Source organism: Peteryoungia ipomoeae, assembly GCF_004912165.1.
Classification (GTDB): domain Bacteria; phylum Pseudomonadota; class Alphaproteobacteria; order Rhizobiales; family Rhizobiaceae; genus Allorhizobium; species Allorhizobium ipomoeae.
In genome coordinates, this window is sequence record NZ_STGV01000001.1 from 73,955 (window position 1) to 86,971 (window position 13,017).

General features: G+C 61.3%; 17 protein-coding genes. 8 read left to right on the top strand and 9 right to left on the bottom strand.

The features are described 5' to 3' along the window. Nucleotides 1-101 precede the first annotated feature (101 nt). The 4 genes from FAA97_RS00360 to FAA97_RS00375 all read left to right on the top strand — a co-directional run bounded on the left by FAA97_RS00360 (nucleotide 102) and on the right by FAA97_RS00375 (nucleotide 2,466). A complete protein-coding gene (locus tag FAA97_RS00360; RefSeq protein WP_136596553.1) occupies nucleotides 102-362 on the top strand; it encodes an accessory factor UbiK family protein in 261 nt (86 codons plus the stop codon). A gap of 429 nt (nucleotides 363-791) precedes the next feature. Beyond that, nucleotides 792-1,292 carry a type III secretion system chaperone family protein gene (locus tag FAA97_RS00365; RefSeq protein ID WP_136596554.1) on the top strand — a complete coding sequence of 167 codons (501 nt, stop codon included), beginning with the start codon at nucleotides 792-794 and terminating at the stop codon, nucleotides 1,290-1,292. Between the two features lie 2 nt (nucleotides 1,293-1,294). Beyond that, nucleotides 1,295-2,113, top strand: a complete 819-nt coding sequence (gene proC, locus FAA97_RS00370; protein ID WP_136596555.1) for a pyrroline-5-carboxylate reductase — start codon at nucleotides 1,295-1,297, stop codon at nucleotides 2,111-2,113. Beyond that, nucleotides 2,110-2,466, top strand: coding sequence for a tRNA-binding protein (locus tag FAA97_RS00375; RefSeq protein WP_206109928.1), 357 nt, complete (start codon nucleotides 2,110-2,112; stop codon nucleotides 2,464-2,466). Before proC ends, FAA97_RS00375 begins: the two co-directional genes overlap by 4 nt. Nucleotides 2,467-2,492: 26 nt before the next feature. Here FAA97_RS00375 and FAA97_RS00380 read toward each other — a convergent pair whose 3' ends face one another. The 3 genes from FAA97_RS00380 to FAA97_RS00390 are packed head-to-tail and all read right to left on the bottom strand — an operon-like array spanning nucleotide 2,493 to nucleotide 5,100. Further along, nucleotides 2,493-3,875 carry an ATP-binding protein gene (locus tag FAA97_RS00380; protein WP_136596556.1) on the bottom strand — a complete coding sequence of 461 codons (1,383 nt, stop codon included), beginning with the start codon at nucleotides 3,873-3,875 and terminating at the stop codon, nucleotides 2,493-2,495. Between the two features lie 44 nt (nucleotides 3,876-3,919). Next, nucleotides 3,920-4,615, bottom strand: coding sequence for a response regulator (locus FAA97_RS00385; protein ID WP_136596557.1), 696 nt, complete (start codon nucleotides 4,613-4,615; stop codon nucleotides 3,920-3,922). A 2-nt stretch (nucleotides 4,616-4,617) separates the two neighbouring features. After that, nucleotides 4,618-5,100: a MarR family winged helix-turn-helix transcriptional regulator gene (locus FAA97_RS00390; RefSeq protein ID WP_136596558.1), complete on the bottom strand. Its 483-nt coding sequence runs from the start codon at nucleotides 5,098-5,100 to the stop codon at nucleotides 4,618-4,620. 286 nt (nucleotides 5,101-5,386) lie between these two features. Here FAA97_RS00390 and FAA97_RS20980 point away from each other — a divergent pair, with 286 nt between their 5' ends. Continuing rightward, on the top strand, nucleotides 5,387-5,551 hold the full coding sequence (locus FAA97_RS20980; protein WP_168800880.1) for a hypothetical protein: 165 nt from the start codon (nucleotides 5,387-5,389) through the stop codon (nucleotides 5,549-5,551). Nucleotides 5,552-5,623: 72 nt separating this feature from the next. Beyond that, entirely contained in the window at nucleotides 5,624-6,268 is a 645-nt protein-coding gene (locus FAA97_RS00395) for an MBL fold metallo-hydrolase (RefSeq protein ID WP_136596559.1), read from the top strand. 75 nt (nucleotides 6,269-6,343) lie between these two features. Here FAA97_RS00395 and FAA97_RS00400 read toward each other — a convergent pair whose 3' ends face one another. The 4 genes from FAA97_RS00400 to FAA97_RS00415 all read right to left on the bottom strand — a co-directional run bounded on the left by FAA97_RS00400 (nucleotide 6,344) and on the right by FAA97_RS00415 (nucleotide 10,362). Beyond that, the gene (locus tag FAA97_RS00400; RefSeq protein WP_484237554.1) at nucleotides 6,344-7,741 is read right to left on the bottom strand and encodes a DEAD/DEAH box helicase; all 1,398 of its coding nucleotides are present in this window, start codon (nucleotides 7,739-7,741) and stop codon (nucleotides 6,344-6,346) included. Nucleotides 7,742-8,012: 271 nt separating this feature from the next. After that, on the bottom strand, nucleotides 8,013-9,362 hold the full coding sequence (locus tag FAA97_RS00405) for a sensor histidine kinase (protein WP_136596561.1): 1,350 nt from the start codon (nucleotides 9,360-9,362) through the stop codon (nucleotides 8,013-8,015). Beyond that, entirely contained in the window at nucleotides 9,359-10,021 is a 663-nt protein-coding gene (locus FAA97_RS00410; RefSeq protein ID WP_136596562.1) for a response regulator transcription factor, read from the bottom strand. Before FAA97_RS00410 ends, FAA97_RS00405 begins: the two co-directional genes overlap by 4 nt. Beyond that, on the bottom strand, nucleotides 10,021-10,362 hold the full coding sequence (locus FAA97_RS00415) for a PepSY domain-containing protein (RefSeq protein ID WP_136596563.1): 342 nt from the start codon (nucleotides 10,360-10,362) through the stop codon (nucleotides 10,021-10,023). The genes FAA97_RS00410 and FAA97_RS00415 overlap by 1 nt, the downstream gene beginning before the upstream one ends. Before the next feature lie 134 nt (nucleotides 10,363-10,496). Between FAA97_RS00415 and FAA97_RS00420 the strand changes: the two genes are divergently transcribed. Next, nucleotides 10,497-10,772: a PepSY domain-containing protein gene (locus FAA97_RS00420; RefSeq protein WP_136596564.1), complete on the top strand. Its 276-nt coding sequence runs from the start codon at nucleotides 10,497-10,499 to the stop codon at nucleotides 10,770-10,772. 62 nt (nucleotides 10,773-10,834) lie between these two features. Here FAA97_RS00420 and FAA97_RS00425 read toward each other — a convergent pair whose 3' ends face one another. Both FAA97_RS00425 and FAA97_RS00430 read right to left on the bottom strand, forming a co-directional pair. Further along, nucleotides 10,835-11,950, bottom strand: coding sequence for a DNA alkylation repair protein (locus FAA97_RS00425; protein ID WP_136596565.1), 1,116 nt, complete (start codon nucleotides 11,948-11,950; stop codon nucleotides 10,835-10,837). Between the two features lie 4 nt (nucleotides 11,951-11,954). After that, nucleotides 11,955-12,254, bottom strand: coding sequence for a hypothetical protein (locus FAA97_RS00430; RefSeq protein ID WP_136596566.1), 300 nt, complete (start codon nucleotides 12,252-12,254; stop codon nucleotides 11,955-11,957). A gap of 82 nt (nucleotides 12,255-12,336) precedes the next feature. On the opposite strand from FAA97_RS00430, the gene FAA97_RS00435 reads away from it, so the two are divergent. Further along, nucleotides 12,337-13,014, top strand: a complete 678-nt coding sequence (locus tag FAA97_RS00435) for a helix-turn-helix transcriptional regulator (protein ID WP_136596567.1) — start codon at nucleotides 12,337-12,339, stop codon at nucleotides 13,012-13,014. Nucleotides 13,015-13,017: the final 3 nt, after the last annotated feature.

Genomic DNA, 13,017 nt, shown 5'->3' on the forward strand with positions numbered 1-13,017 from the left:
ACCGCCAATACACATCTCGTACCTTGCATGGGAGTGACGTTCGTCCTACCTCAGGGGTACAGTCTTGTTTCATCTCTTCTTGTCCCAAGGGAGCACCTGCCATGACCACCGGATCGAACCGTATTCTTGATGATTTCGCCAAGCTGATGACGGATGCCGCCGGCGCTGCGCAAGGGGTGCGCCGCGAGGTGGAGACGGCCTTCCACGCCCAGGCGGAGCGCTGGCTGAACAGCCTCGACGTGGTCAAGCGTGAGGAGTTCGATGTGGTGCGCGACATGGCACTCAAGGCGCGCGAAGAGAATGATGCGCTTTTGCGCCGAATTGAGGCGCTTGAGGCCAAGCTCGGCAAGCCGGCCGACTGATCGCTGCTCGCATGTCGAGTCACATTTTGCACCGTTGCAGCCCGCAGATTGTATCTGCGGGTTTTTTGATGGCCGAAGCGCCTTGACGCCGTGTTTTGGACATGCCTTTGACGAAAAAAAATCCAGCTTGTGGACAGCTCTTAAAAAGCCAATCGGCAGAGTCGGTTACCCGTCAATCCAAACGCGATTCCCGAAGCGTCATCCACAGCCCAGACCTGCAAAACGCATGAAGGGGGCTTTCGCTTCCGATCCGCAATTATAGACTGATTTTAAATGATGATTCTAAACGGGTCGGCGTAAGTTTCAGACAGGGTGCGTGTTTTACCCTGGGCTCTCAGGAATCATTTTCAGTTCAGTCTCCGGTTCTGGTGTCTGCGTGTTTCGGCCTTTAGCCGAAGGGGTGGACTCGTCCGGTCGAGAAGGTGATGCATGAGCCTCATGGAATTAGATATCGAACGCCAGTCGAACCCGGTCGATACGATCGAGTTTGTGGCAGCGACCAATGATTGGTCGTTCGAGCGCTCCGGCGAAGACGAGCTGGCCATGACGGTGTCGGGCCGCTGGGCCGATTATCACGTGTCCTTTTCCTGGATGGAAGAATTCGAGGCGCTGCATCTGGCTTCTGCCTTTGATCTCAAGATTCCCGAGGCCCGCCTCAACGAGGTGATCCGGCTTTTGTCCCATGTCAACGGACAGGTGCTGATGGGGCACTTCGATCTGTGGCGGAATGAGGACGTGGTGATCTTCCGCCAGTCGCTGCTGCTGGCCGGCGGCGCCGAGCCGACCAATCGTCAGGTGGAAGTTCTGCTGTCATCGGCAGTCGAGGCTTGCGAAGCCTATTATCAGGCGTTCCAGTTTGTCGTCTGGTCCGGAATGGATGCAAAATCCGCCATGGATGCTGTTCTGTTCGAGACGGTCGGAGAAGCCTGAGAATGATGCAAGGGGCGTTTGGGAAGATCGTTCTCGTTGGTGCCGGCAATATGGGAAGTGCCATGCTGGCCGGCTGGTTGAAGAATGGCATTCCCGGCGCGTCGATCACTGTCCTAGATCCCAGCCCGTCCGAGCGCATCCTCGAGCAGATCGGTGCCGCTGGCGCACAGCATCTGACGCAGGTGCCCGATGGACTCGTTGCAGATATCCTGTTTCTCGCCATCAAGCCGCAGATGATGGATGCGGTTCTGCCGGGCCTGAAGCCCTTGATGGCGGGCACGACCACCGTTGTTTCGGTTGCTGCGGGAACGACGATTGCCGCGATGGCACGGCATCTTGGACCGTCGCCGACAGTGCGGGCCATGCCGAATACCCCGGCCATGATCGGGCGTGGTGTGACCGGTGCATTCGCCAACGATGCGGTGACCGAGGCGCAGCGCGAGATCGTCCATCGTCTCTTGAAGGTGTCAGGTCCCGTTGAATGGGTCGATAGCGAAGCGGCCATCAATGCCGTGACTGCGCTGTCAGGCAGCGGGCCGGCCTATGTTTTCTATCTCGTCGAGTGCATGGCAGAGGCAGGTCGAAAATCCGGCCTGCCGGCGGACCTCGCCATGCGTCTTGCACGGGAAACGGTGGCGGGGGCTGGTGAACTGCTGCACCAGTCCCCCGACCCAGCCGAGACTTTGCGCAGGAATGTCACCTCACCCGGCGGCACGACAGCGGCAGCGCTTGGCGTTCTGATGGCCGAAAACGGAATGCAGCCATTGTTTGATCGTGCCATCGAGGCTGCGCGTCTGCGTGCCGAGGAGCTTTCGCAGTGACGGACGAAACTACCGGCTCCACCATCAGTTTTGCAGACTTCGAGAAGGTCGATATTCGCGTTGGCACAATTGTCGACGCCGAGCCCTTTCCTGAGGCGCGTAAACCGGCCTTCAAGGTGAAGATCGATTTCGGGCCGGAACTTGGCATCAAGAAGTCATCGGCGCAGATCACCGTCCATTACCCGCTGGAAACACTGGTCGGCCGGCAAGTGCTGGCTGTGGTCAATTTCCCGCCGCGGCAGATCGGCCCCGTTCGCTCCGAGGTGCTGACGCTCGGGTTTGCCGACGAAAACGGCGCAATCGTTCTGGCCGGTGTCGAACGACCAGTGCCGAACGGCCAGAAGCTGATGTGAGTTTAAGCCGGGCCCTGGCTCGACCGCTACAGCGGAATGCGGATCACCGCCCGCAAGCCTCCAAGATGACTGTCCTCCAGCGTGACATTGCCGCCATGCGTGCGGGCGATGTCGCGCGCGATTGCAAGACCAAGTCCGGTGCCGGAGGCATCGAGATTGCGCGCTTCGTCCAGGCGGAAAAAGGGTTTGAAGACATCGTCGCGCGCGCTGGCCGGAATGCCCGGGCCATCGTCGTCAAAGGTGATCACGAGCCACTTGCTGGTGTGACGGGCGGTGATTTGCAGCGAATGGGCATAGCGTCTTGCGTTTGAGGCCAAGTTGGTCACTAGGCGGGCAAAGGCATTGGGACGGACGCGGACCGTGCCTTCGCCCTGGATCTCAAAGGTCAATGTCTTGCCATGCAGGGCGAAATCTTCCGAAAGCTTGATGAACAAGGCAGACAGGTCGAGGCTGCCGACATCTTCCTCGATCTCGCCTTTGGCAAAATCGAGATAGCCCTCCAACATGCTCTGCATGTCGTCGATATCCTGGTTGAGGCTGTCTATCTCGGGGCCATCGCCGGCAAGTGCCAGTTGCAAGCGGAATCGGGTGAGGATCGTGCGCAGGTCATGACTGACGCCTGCCAGCATGGCGGTGCGCTGCTCGATCTGGCGTTCGATGCGTTCGCGCATCAGGATGAAGGCAAGGCCTGCACGCCTGACTTCATCGGCGCCCCGCGGTGCAAAGCCGCCCGGCGGCCTCTGGCCCTTGCCGAAGCTTTCCGCCGCATCGGCGAGTGCGAGAATAGGCCTGATCTGGCCGCGGAGAAACAGAATGGAGATCACGATCAGCACCAGCGCCGTCGAGACCATCCAGACGAGGAAGATATGGGTGTTGGAGGCATAGGCCTCGTTGCGGCGGGCAAAGATGCGCAATGTGTCGTCGCCCGTGACAATCCGGATTTCGACAAGACGGGAATCGCCGACAGTATCGATCCAGAAGGGGCGGCGGATCTGGCGGGCGATTTCGTCCGACAGGATCTGGTCGAGGATCGAGAAGAAGGGGCGGGGGCGTGGCGATGGCAGTTCCGTTCCCGGTTCGCGCGAGACGGTGAGGTTGAGCTTGTTGGCAGCAACGCTGACGATCCGGTCGAAATCTTCGTCGGCGGGATAGATTTCGATGAGGTCGATGACGGCAGAGATGTCTCGGGTCACGGCAGCAGACAGGCGTTCGGTCACGAGCTGCCAATGCCGCTCCATGAAGACGAAGGCGACGACGGTCTGCAGGATCAGCATCGGCAGGATGATGATCAGCAGCGATCTGGCGTAAAGCCCCGTGGGCAGGCGGTAGCGCAGCCAGCGCATGGCGCCGGGCACGCTACTGGATGGCGCGCGGTCTCTGTCACGGCGGATCTGGTCGAAGAGCGTCATCTGTCTCCGTTGTCTCCGCGAACCCTGTCGCGGTGTGTTCGGTCTCAGTCCATGCTGAGACGATAGCCGATCCCGCGCACGGTTTGCAGCCATAGCGGATTGGCCGGGTCGTCCTCGATCTTGCGGCGCAGCCGGTTGATCTGCACATCGATCGTGCGTTCGCCGACATCGGTGTCTTCGGCCACAAGTTCATGGCGTGGGATGGTCTCGCCGGCCCGGGTGGAGAAGAGATACATGATCTCCTGTTCGCGATCGGTCAGGCGTATGATCTCGGCACCTTTTCGCAACTCCTTGCGCAGCAGCGAGAAGGTATAGGGGCCGAACACCACCTGATCGATCTTCGGCTGATCGGGATTGCTGTTGCGCTTCAGGATGTTGTTGATGCGAAGCACGAGCTCGCGGGGATCGAAGGGTTTGGCGAGATAATCATCCGCTCCGGCTTCCAGGCCGGCAATGCGTGAATCGGCTTCCGAGCGGGCCGTCAGCAGGATGACCGGCACGCGCTTGTCGTCCGACAGGCTCTGGGTGAGCTGCAGGCCGTTTTCGCCGGGCATCATGACATCGAGCACCAGGAGGTCGAAGTCCAGGCCTTCCAGCTTGCGTCGCGCTTCCGCGGCATCTGCGGCGACCGTGACCCTGAAGCCTTTTTCGGTGAGGAAGCGATGCAGAAGCTCGCGAATGCGTCGGTCGTCGTCTACGACCAGAAGATGGGCTGCATCGTCGGCAAGGACTTTCTGCATGGTCACTCCGGATCTTCGCTGACAGCTTCGGGACTGGCGCCGTTGCTGGGTTGCTGCATACCGCTCAGGAAACGGCGTACGGCATCCCGTTCCCCATCGCTCATGCCTTCCATGGCGCGCCCAATTCGGCGAGACTGTGGCTCGCAGAGCGCAAGCGCCAATTCGCGACCGGCAAGTGTGGGGTAAAGGCGGCGCTGCCTTCGGTCCGCAGGCCCCGCCATTTGCCGAATATAGCCGCTGTCGATCAATTCCTTGAGCACGCGTGCCAGGCTCTGCTTGGTGATCTGCAATATGCCGAGAAGGTCCGCCACCGTCATGCCAGGTCTGCGGCTGACGAAATGCACCACGCGGTGATGCGCGCGTCCATAGTCGAGCTTGGCCAGAACCGCATCCGGGTCGGAGACGAAGTCTCGATACGCAAAGAAGAGATTCTCGATCGTGTCGAAGTCGATCGTCTTGTCATCGACAACCGGCAGGTCCGGCATTGTTTTTTTCGCTGCCTTGGCTGCAGACTGACGAACCACGCTTTCAACCCTTCATGCTGTTAACTGTTTAGGCTGCCCGGACGAACCTGCGGCTGCAATTTCCGGGGCTGGGCGGCCTGCGCGCAACCTATGCATAAGTATGGCAAATTTCCAACAAAAAGGAGGGGAACACAGATCCGCCCAAGTCCTTTGAAACTTATCGTCGCCATGTTCGTTAACGCTGCGAACAAGCCCTGTCCTTTCCTCCCCCGCTGAGTGCTGCCTCAGCCCATTGCGAGCCACCATCATGAGCCTGTCCGGTCAGTCTGCCGCTACCCATGCCGCGCCGAGCCTTCGTTCCGTAGCCGTCCTCGTTTTCAGCGCCAAGATCGCGGTTGCAGCCTTTCTCGTTTCACAGGTCATGACAGCCCCGCAACCCGCTGCCGTCCACGCCTACGGCCTCGACCGGTAACGCGTCCTATTTCATCTCCGATGCTTGCCGTGGTATCGCTCCTCTTCGAAATGAAGAAGGAGAGCCTCACTCATGGGCAAGGTCCAGGCTGGAATCATTCCCGTCACACCGTTTCAGCAGAACTGCACTGTTCTCTTCGATGACGAGACCCGGGAGGGTGTCGTTGTCGATCCGGGCGGCGATGTGGACGTCATTCTGGCTGTCGTTGCGGAAAACAATATCACGCTGAAAGCGATCTGGCTGACGCATGGCCATCTGGACCATGCCGGCGGCGCTGCAGAGATGCGTGAAAAGACGGGGCTTAAGGTAATCGGGCCACACCGGGATGACGAACCGCTGTTGCAGCGGATCGAGACGCAGGCCGCGACCTACCGCATTGCCGGTCTGCGCAGCGTTGAGCCAGACCAGTGGCTCGAGGACGGTGAACGTCTGTCGTTTTCGGGCCATGAGTTTGAAGTCTATCATTGCCCCGGTCATGCACCCGGCCACGTGATCTTCTTCAACCGCGAGCAGAAATTCGCGCATCTGGGCGATGTGCTGTTTGCCGGGTCCGTTGGCCGCACCGATCTTCCCGGTGGCAATCACGAAGTGCTGATGGCGTCCATCCGCGATAAGGTTCTGCCGCTTGGCGATGATGTCGGCTTTATCTGCGGCCATGGGCCCGGCAGCCGGATCGGCGACGAGCGGCGCAGCAATCCCTTCATTCAGGGACTGTGATTATCTCACCGAGATGCTGAAACGAAAATGGCGCGCCAGGGGCGCGCCATTTTCCATTCAAGCTGGAAAGCCGTCTCAGGCTTCGCGACGGCGACCGCCTGCTGTGCCCGAGCGGGCCGGACGGGCAGGGCGGCCACCGGGGCGACCCTGGGCCTGGCCGCCGGGATTGGCACCCGAGCGGTTTTGGCCCTTGCGATGGCCCGGCTTGCCTGCCGGACGACCGTCAGCCTTGGCGCCGCCTTCGGACTTGCCGCGACCCTGGCCCTGACCCTGATGATTGCGGTTGTTGCCGCCGCCACCACCGCCACGGCGCTGCGGGCGTGCCGGACGGGCAAGGTTTGCCGGCGGTTCGCCAGAAGCGACCGGGATTTCAATGCCCATCAGCTTCTCGACGTCGCGCAGCAGGCGGCCTTCATCGGGGCCGCAGAAGGCAATCGCGATACCGTCGCGACCGGCGCGGGCAGTACGGCCGATGCGGTGGACGTATGCGTCCGGCACTTCCGGCAGGTCGTAGTTGAAGACGTGGGAGACGGCCGGGATATCGATGCCGCGGGCGGCAACGTCGGTGGCGATCAGCGTCTTGATCTCGCCGTCACGGAAACCCTTGAGGGCGCGCTCGCGCTGGCCCTGGCTTTTGTTACCGTGGATGGATGCGACCGAGTAGCCGGTGGCGTCGAGGTGCTTCATCAGCTTTTCCGCGCCATGCTTGGTGCGCAGGAAGACGATGGAACGGCCATCCGGATTGTCGTTGAGGATCTTCTTGAGCATTTCCGTCTTGGCGTTCTGGCCGGCGACGAAATGCACATGCTGCTCGACCTTGTCGGCAGCCTTGCCCGGAGGGGAAACGGCGATCTTCAGCGGGTCGGTCAGGAAGCTTGCGGCGAGATCGGCGATCGACGGCGGCATGGTTGCCGAGAAGAGCAGCGTCTGGCGCTTCGGCGGAACCATCTTCGAAATCTTGCGCAGGTCGTGGATGAAGCCGAGGTCCAGCATCTGGTCGGCTTCGTCGAGGACGAGGTAACGGACGGCGCGCAGCGAAATCGCGTTGCGGGCAACCAGGTCAAGCAGGCGGCCCGGGGTGGCGACGAGGATGTCGGTGCCCTTCTCAAGCTGCAGCTGCTGCTTGCCGATGGAGGCGCCACCGACGACCTGGTTGATCTTCAGCGGCAGGCGGCGCAGGTAGCTGCGCAGGTTGTCGCCGATCTGGTTTACCAGTTCGCGGGTCGGGGCGAGAATGAGGGCACGGGTGGTGCGGTTGTCAGGGCGCTTCTCATCCTTGAGAAGCATCTCGATCATCGGCAGGCCGAAAGCGGCCGTCTTGCCGGTGCCTGTCTGGGCGAGACCGATCAGGTCGCGACCACCGAGGACGACGGGGATACCCTTTTCCTGGATCGGGGTCGGGGTCGTGAAGCCGAGAGTCGTCAGCGTCGCGACGATATTCTTGGAGAGGCCAAGATCATCGAAAGTTGTCAAAGTCATACCTTTCGGGGCGCCAAATGCACGACCCCGGAACGCGGTCTTCGCGATCCGGTTGGCATTGGCGTCAAGAACCCCGCGTGATTTGGGAACTTGTAGTTGGAAAAAAGCTTTCCAAGCGCAGCGGCGGAGGATCCGCCCTTCATGTCATGCGCCTTGTCCTTCGTCGCGTCTCAGATGTCGCTGGGCTCGCTCACGCGGCGGCCGGAAGGTGAAAGCTGAGCTGCAAATGGGCTAGTTTGCTGCAGAAGTCAAGTGCAATGCACAATCAGGCTTGGAAGCGGAGTTCGACTTCCAGTCCCCCTTGCGGGCGATTGCGGAACGCAAGCTGCAGGCCGTAGGCATCCACGATCTCCTGGACGATCGACAGTCCGAGCCCATCGCCCGGCATCTTCATATCAAGACGCGCACCGCGCGTGGTCAGGCGATCACGCATGTCTTCGGCCACGCCGGGGCCGTCATCGGATATCGTTAGCACGCTGCCGGTGGCGCTCGTCCGCGCCGTGACACTCACGCTGGTCTTGGCCCATTTCGATGCGTTTTCCAGGATGTTGCCGAGCAGTTCGCCGAGGTCCTGCCGGTCGAGAGGCACTTTGACGTCGTCGCGAATGTCCATGGTCCAATCGAGGTACTCGCCGCTCGGCGTCCGGCGCAGGGTGCGCACAATGCTCGCAACGGTCGGGGCGACGAAGCTGTCTTCCCGGCATGAGGCGCGATTGGTGGCGATGCGGCTCAGTGACAGTTCCCGCTGCAGGTGGCTCTGCATGACCTGGGCAATGTGGGCCAGTTCCACGCCGAGGTCCGTCTCGCCGCGTTCGATCAGCGTTTGCGCATCATTCGACAGAACCGTCAGGGGTGTCTTCAGACCATGGGCGAGATCGGCTGCCCGTGCACGGGCCTTGTCGATCGCCTTCTGCTGCTCGTCCAGCAGGCGGTTCAGGGCTTCGACCGTCGCATCGAGTTCTGTCGGGAAGCTTCCGTCCAATCGCTCGCTCTGGCGGCTTCTGACCCGGTGAAGGCCACGGTTTAGGCGGGCAAGCGGTCTCAGGCCGATATTGAGCTGAAGCAGCGACAGCCCGACGAGCAGGAGCGCAAGGATCGCCAGATAGGGGATGATATCGACGGTGAAGGCTCTGCGGGCTTCCACCAACCCCACCGTATCCATGGCCACCACGGTTCGAACGATGCGGGTGTCCGAACCGGAGCCAAAGCTGACGACCCGCTCATGCGCGAGCAGGGCGGCCCCCTCAGGTCCCGAAATCCGGTACTGCCTGTTGGCGCCCGGATCGGGCCGGGGGGGCGGCAGGGCAAGCTGCGTGTCCCAGAGCGATGGTGATCGGAGCAGCGCGCTGCGGTCGTCCGTCACCTGCCAATACAAGCCGCCAAGCGGTTCCTGAAAGCGCGGGTCCTGCGATTTTTCGCTGAGAATAAGGTCGCCGTTCGCCGCCAGGCGAAGATTGCCGATCACCTCAACGGTGTGACGGTCGAGATCTTCGACGACGCGCCGCTCAAGACTGCGATCGAACAGATCAACGAAGACGAAGCCTGCGAGAACGAGCAGCAGACCGACACTGACGAGCGAGAGGACGACGAAGCGCGCCCTGATCGAGCGCATCATGCTGCGCCACCGATACGATATCCGTAGCCTCGTTTGGTCATGACCACGTCACGTCCAAGTTTGCGCCTGATCCGCCCGACAAGAACCTCGATCGAATTGCTCTCGCGCTCGAAATCCTGTGCGTACAGCTGCTCGGTCAGCTCCATCTGGGAGACGTGCCGGTCGGCATTCAGTGCCAGATGGCTGAGGAAGCGATACTCCATCGGCGTCAGATCAACCGGCAACCCCGACTGGGTAACCGATTTGGTGCGGATGTCGATGGTGATGTCGCCGAAGGAAAATACGGCGGAGGCATGCCCGGCGCTGCGGCGGACGATTGCCCTCAGGCGGGCGAGCAGTTCGGGGATCTGGAAGGGCTTCGGCAGATAGTCGTCGGCACCGGCATCGATACCTTCCACCTTCTCCTGCCATGTGCCTCGGGCCGTGAGTATCAGGACCGGCATGGTGCGGCCCTCGGCCCGCCAGCGCCGAAGGATCGACAAGCCGTCAAGGCCGGGAAGTCCGAGATCGAGGATCACGGCGGTATAGTCTTCCTCCATCCCGCCAAACAGGCCGGCCTCGCCGTCGCTTTCGTGAACGACAGTGTATCCCGCCCGTTCCAGATGCAGGGAAACATCGCGCGCGATGCGGGGATCGTCTTCGACCAGGAGGATGCGCATCAGTCTTCGTCTATCTCCAGAATCCGGCCTTCGGCCGCGTCCACTTCGATTTCTACCACCAATCCCCTCGGGGTCAGTACGCGAAACTCGTAGATAAACCGGTCATCGTCTTCGTCCAGCTCTGTGTCGATAATCCGGCCGGGCACGCGCGCGCTGACGATGCCGCGAAGCTCCGAGAGCGAGAGTATCTCGCCGCGCTCGACGGCTTGGCGCAGCTTGTCGCGGAGCTTGTTGTCATCGTCATCGGCCAGCAGGCGCGTGGCACCCGTCAGGATCAGCGCGGTGCAGATCAGGGCGCAGCCAATGAGGCGGACAGGGAATGTGGGCGCGCGGATGTTCATGCGGGAAGTCTAGCCGCCCCAAGCTGACGATTGCCTGACATTCGGCGTCAGTTATAGCTCAGGCTCTGTCTTCTAGTCTCGCTGCAAGGTCGAGCGAGCCGCCGACCTGCTGACCCAAGCCAAAGGAGATTATCATGAAGACCTTGATCGCCGCATCCATGTTTGCCGTTCTCGCCAGCGCTGGCCTCGTTCATGCCGATGACGATGACCGTCGTTGCAGCCTCGGTGCCGGCGAGGTGCGTCTGTCGCTGGCCGAAATCGAAAAGAAGGCTGCAGCAGAAGGTATCGAAACGCGCGAGATCGAACTCGATGACGGCTGCTGGGAGGTCAAGGGCCTGCGCGACGGCTTGCGGGTCGAGGCGGTCTATCATCCGGTGACCGGCGCGCTGCTGGCGCATCGCGACGACTGATCCCGATCTTCGCCAGACTGACGCAACAAAAAAGGGCCGCCTTGGGGTGGCCCTTTTCTCGTTCATCGATTGCTGGCCCCGTCCAAATGCAGTTCGAAGTCCTGCCGTGTCGCCGAGCAGCCATTGACGAAAATCTCAACCGCATGCGCCCCGGCGTGGTAGACCCGTGTCGTGATCGGCCGAAAGGCGTGGCGTTTGCTGATCGTCAGGCTCTCGCCTGGTGCGAGTGTCAGGCTCTTGCCCTTGAAAACCTTGGGTGACAGCGACCCGTCCTTCTTCTGGTGATGGATGGCGTAGTCGATCAGCACCGTGCGGATCTGTTTCCCGAGGTTTGACAGTCCGATCTGGAAGTCGAGTGCGCCCGGAAAGGCGACGCGGTTCTGGGACAAGACCAGGGTTGCTGTCACATCGGTCAGGGGTTCAAAGCCGAAATTTGACAGCGTCTTGCCGTGCCCCTTTTTGATAAGGGTGCGGGAAGCATGCTTGAGCAGCCAGAGCCTCTCTTTCGAGGCGTCGACGGCATGCCGTGCAACAAAGTCTGCGACGAGATCCGGATGGTCCTTGGCGATGTCGTTCAGGCTATTGGCGACAGAGCGACGCACATAGTCCTCTTCGTCATCGATCAGGGCTTCAAGGATCGGCAGGATGGGGGCCGGGTCCTTGACCAGGGCTGGCAAACGCATGGCCCAGGGGAGGCGGGGGCGGGTGCCTTCCGAGGCAAGGCGCCGTACGTGATGGTTGTCATCGCGGACCCAGCCTGAGATGATCGCCAGCGCCTTTTCCTGCTCTTCGGCGATAAATGGACGTATGCCGAATTCCGCGGTGAAATGCGGGGTCAGCGCTTTAAGCAGTGCAAGCGCGGTCTCGAGATGGCCGCGTCCATGAGCAGCAATGTAGTGATTGAAGGAGAGAAGGGCCCAACCTTTTAAACCTTCCCTGTTCTGTGTCGGCAGACAGGCATGAAGGATGCTGGCCGCCTCGTCGAAATCCTGCGGCAAGTGACGCTGCAAGGCGTTTGCGATGCACTGTCCGCGTTGCATCAGTTCCAGCGCGTCAAGGGCGGTCAAGACTTCCGTCTCGAAGGCGGCCTTGTCGAAGCGGTCCCAGGCCCGCGACACAGCATTGGCTGTGTCGCGAACGGTCTGAGGGCCGATCAGGTGCTTGAGCGGCTCGGCCATGATGTCAGAATGTCTCCAGGGTCTCAAAGTGCTGCATGAGGGTAACACCCTTGATCGCCGCCATGTAAGGCGCGAAGGCCGGATCTGCCTGGACTTTTGCGGCAGCCGCCTCTGCACTTGCCTTGTCGGTCCATTCGACCAGATCGGCGATCATGTCGTCATGATCAAGCGCCGTGAGCGGCCGCCAGCTGACGAATCCGGGATAGGCTTTGACGGCAGCCATGGCGGCGCGGCGGGCTTCTTCGGCAGCCGGCTTGTTCGATACGGTGCAGACCGCAAGTTCAAGGATAGTGTTTTTGGGCATTTTGCTCTCCGGTGTTAAGCGACAGCTTGACCTAGCATGTTGCAACTGACAACCTTGTGGCCACAGCTTTAGGGAGGTCATCATGCGCCCTGCGGACCGGCTCTTCCGGATCATTCAACTGATGCGCGCGACTGGCCGCGCGATGACCGCTGCCGAGATCGCCGAAAAGATGGAAGTGGCGCCGCGCACGATCTATCGCGACATGGAGCACTTGATGGCTTCGGGTGCACCGATCGAGGGTGAGCGTGGGGTCGGCTACGTGCTGCGCGAAGCCTTCGATGCGCCGCCGCTCACCTTTACATTCGAGCAACTGGAAGCACTTGCCTTCGGGCTGCGCGCCGTTGAGATGCTCGGCGATCCCCGACTTGGCCAGGCCGCGCGGGAGGCGAAGGAAAAGATGCTCGGCATGCTGCCGATGGAGCATGCCGAACGGCTGATCTCCGCGCCGATCCATGCATTTCGTTCGTCAGCCCAGCCGGAGGTGCCGGATTGCCTGGGCGATATGCGTTCGACGCTGTCGGGCAAACGCAAGGTCTGGATCGCCTATCATTCTCTGCCCGGCGAGCGCAGCCAGCGCGTCGTCTGGCCGCTGGGCTTGGCCGCCTTCGGCGCGATCTGGGTGATGACCACGTGGTGCGAAATGCGCCAGGGCTTTCGCGATTTCCGTCTCGACCGGGTGGAGGACTGGAAGGCGATGCCGGACCGGTTTGATCCGGCGCCGCACCAAACCTATCAAGCCTATCTGCAGCAGCTCTCCTGACGG

What these genes read in the sequence shown, in the direction of transcription:
- FAA97_RS00360 (WP_136596553.1), top strand. Translation starts at nt 102, where the DNA reads ATGACCACCGGATCGAACCGTATTCTTGATGATTTCGCCAAGCTGATG.
- FAA97_RS00365 (WP_136596554.1), top strand. Translation starts at nt 792, where the DNA reads ATGAGCCTCATGGAATTAGATATCGAACGCCAGTCGAACCCGGTCGAT.
- proC (WP_136596555.1), top strand. Translation starts at nt 1,295, where the DNA reads ATGATGCAAGGGGCGTTTGGGAAGATCGTTCTCGTTGGTGCCGGCAAT.
- FAA97_RS00380 (WP_136596556.1), bottom strand. Translation starts at nt 3,875, where the DNA reads ATGACGCTCTTCGACCAGATCCGCCGTGACAGAGACCGCGCGCCATCC.
- FAA97_RS00385 (WP_136596557.1), bottom strand. Translation starts at nt 4,615, where the DNA reads ATGCAGAAAGTCCTTGCCGACGATGCAGCCCATCTTCTGGTCGTAGAC.
- FAA97_RS00390 (WP_136596558.1), bottom strand. Translation starts at nt 5,100, where the DNA reads ATGCCGGACCTGCCGGTTGTCGATGACAAGACGATCGACTTCGACACG.
- FAA97_RS20980 (WP_168800880.1), top strand. Translation starts at nt 5,387, where the DNA reads ATGAGCCTGTCCGGTCAGTCTGCCGCTACCCATGCCGCGCCGAGCCTT.
- FAA97_RS00395 (WP_136596559.1), top strand. Translation starts at nt 5,624, where the DNA reads ATGGGCAAGGTCCAGGCTGGAATCATTCCCGTCACACCGTTTCAGCAG.
- FAA97_RS00405 (WP_136596561.1), bottom strand. Translation starts at nt 9,362, where the DNA reads ATGATGCGCTCGATCAGGGCGCGCTTCGTCGTCCTCTCGCTCGTCAGT.
- FAA97_RS00410 (WP_136596562.1), bottom strand. Translation starts at nt 10,021, where the DNA reads ATGCGCATCCTCCTGGTCGAAGACGATCCCCGCATCGCGCGCGATGTT.
- FAA97_RS00415 (WP_136596563.1), bottom strand. Translation starts at nt 10,362, where the DNA reads ATGAACATCCGCGCGCCCACATTCCCTGTCCGCCTCATTGGCTGCGCC.
- FAA97_RS00420 (WP_136596564.1), top strand. Translation starts at nt 10,497, where the DNA reads ATGAAGACCTTGATCGCCGCATCCATGTTTGCCGTTCTCGCCAGCGCT.
- FAA97_RS00425 (WP_136596565.1), bottom strand. Translation starts at nt 11,950, where the DNA reads ATGGCCGAGCCGCTCAAGCACCTGATCGGCCCTCAGACCGTTCGCGAC.
- FAA97_RS00430 (WP_136596566.1), bottom strand. Translation starts at nt 12,254, where the DNA reads ATGCCCAAAAACACTATCCTTGAACTTGCGGTCTGCACCGTATCGAAC.
- FAA97_RS00435 (WP_136596567.1), top strand. Translation starts at nt 12,337, where the DNA reads ATGCGCCCTGCGGACCGGCTCTTCCGGATCATTCAACTGATGCGCGCG.